General features: G+C 31.7%; 3 protein-coding genes. All 3 read right to left on the bottom strand.

Annotated elements, in window-relative coordinates; genetic code table 11:
- The coding region (locus VSQ61_RS22565; protein WP_334346564.1) for a hypothetical protein at positions 1 to 417 on the bottom strand (417 nt) is incomplete at its 3' end.
- 430 nt (positions 418 to 847) lie between these two features.
- Positions 848 to 1,165, bottom strand: a complete 318-nt coding sequence (locus tag VSQ61_RS22560) for a hypothetical protein (protein WP_334346563.1) — start codon at positions 1,163 to 1,165, stop codon at positions 848 to 850.
- An 11-nt stretch (positions 1,166 to 1,176) separates the two neighbouring features.
- On the bottom strand, positions 1,177 to 2,161 hold a 985-nt coding region (locus tag VSQ61_RS22555), incomplete at its 5' end, for an RHS repeat-associated core domain-containing protein (protein WP_334346562.1).

The following is a 2,161-nucleotide window of genomic DNA, read 5'->3' as shown; positions in this document are numbered from 1 at the left end:
ACGAATATAATAACAAATATGATCTTTGTATAATGAAAAAATGAAATTCCATTTTCTATACAACCCTTCTTTTATATATTTAAATTTTAGTTCGGAAAGTCTCTTTTCAAGCGTACTACTGTCTGTTAAAGGAAAATATCCTAACTCCTTTTCAGCATAAAATTCATATATTTTTTCCGCTTCCATTCCTACCCAATATGGATGTGCCATAACCGCTAAACTTAATGAAATAAATGCACATACAAGAAAACCAATCACACTTATTGCGATTAATAATTCATCCGCAAAAACCTTTTTATCCTGTAGAATAGCACAAAAAATCATAATTAAAAAACCAAATAAAAAAAAGAAGATTGACCATCTCATCTGCTTTTTTGTTTTTCCTCTTTTAGAATCTTCTTCTTTATTTTTTTCCACAACATCTCCTCCACATTCAAAAATATATTTATATCTCAAAACATTTTCTTTTTTAATAATAAATCTGAATTATTCATAATAAATAATATTTCCTCTCTTAATTTTTTATGGGATGCTCTTAAAGCAAAAATAATGTTTCAAGAGCATCCTAATTATAATCAATTAATAAAAAAATTACTATCAAGCTATCACAAATTGTCTTACTTTACATCAAACACTCTCAGAACCAAGAAATTTATCAAATAGATAATATGTACTTAAACTACATAGTATACAAACTTTAGAACTAGAAAGGCGACACCAAAAATAACCCTTGCAACCCTCTTTGACATTATAAAACATTATTAAAACAAACTATTTGCTTTTCAATATTATGGGCTATTTCCATATATTTAAGAAATAGCCCATAATCTAATATCACCATTTCTGTCTACCTTTTATGTAGATTTTCCTTATCTAATATCGGATTAAAAATTTGTGTAATTATTGCATAGCCAACCACCTTACTTCCTTCATACATTTCTATTCTTTTTCCAATCCATAAACACGCAGGATAACTTTCTGGAGATACAAAAGTTATTGTTCCCTTTATTTCATTGGAACTATTATCTATATTATAATAATTATGTATACCAGTTGTTAAGTATCCTTTTTTAATCTTATGAGCTGGCCTATAGTTTTGATAAATACTATTTTTTTTATTGCCTATAAAATAGAATATCGCTTCAACATCAGCTATAAATTGCATTTTGTCTACCTCTAAAAAACATGCTCAATATTAATTATACTTTTATTAAAAGCATCTAACATTTCTGGTTCTACAACAGGTGTTCCTGATTTAAAAATAGATGGGTCTAAATTCATATGATTTAATTTATCATACATATCTTGAGGAATTGTGACCCTGACAATAGCTGCTTTATCTATATTAATAGATTTATTTGCAAAATCTAAGGTTTCATTAAAATTGTTTCCAAATTCTTTTGCTTCTAATGTTTTTCCCTCTATGCCTCTAAATCTCCCAGTCGACATTATATCCTCATATTCTTCTGCACTAACAGCTCGATATAACTCCCTAGTGTTCGATGTCTTTACAGGCCTATTTGCCAACGCTACAGTTCCCAATGTAGCCGCTCCCATTACAACATCGCCCAAGCCATTTCCCCATAAATAAGAAAACTGACGAACAGACTTATTACCCGAATCATACCAATCCTTAAGTGCTTCCAGTGTTGCTTGTGTAAGCTTTGGATTATCACTGTAATGGGTTACCTTTTGTGATATCAATATAGATTGAACTGCGGATAGTTCACGTCCATAATACTGTCCGGTCACTATATCCCCAACAAGTGCTTGAAGAGTAGATAAGCGTGTGTTTTCATAGCCAAAATAATCGAAATAGTCAAACATTTCAGCCAAAGAAACTACACTGAAGTTGCTATATCTCGCCTCTTTCAGAAGCATCTGATAAGCTATTTCAAAATTCTCTTCCTTTTGATACCAACCATTATAAAAGAAATCTTTTTGTCGCCAAAACAGTGCTGGTTCTATTTCACTTCCTGCCATTAAAGCCTGCTTAGTGCTCGTCACGGTTCCCCATAAACCTAATGGATCATAATAAGTGGTTGGATTGCTGTAGCAATACTGATACCAGTTCAATCCATCCTTAATCGGGTCCATTGCAAGCCAGGTACGGTTGTTGGCATCGTAGAACCTCGCTTCCGCAAAGTAGATGTCAAGGGTC

This window comes from Candidatus Merdisoma sp. JLR.KK006 (assembly GCF_036941035.1).
Lineage (GTDB): Bacteria > Bacillota > Clostridia > Lachnospirales > Lachnospiraceae > Laedolimicola.
The sequence above is the reverse complement of the archived record's forward strand: the minus strand, read 5'-3'. Positions and strand labels throughout refer to the sequence as shown.

Excerpts from the sequence above, each read along its gene's own strand:
- VSQ61_RS22560 (WP_334346563.1), bottom strand. The coding sequence starts at position 1,165 with ATGCAATTTATAGCTGATGTTGAAGCGATATTCTATTTTATAGGCAAT.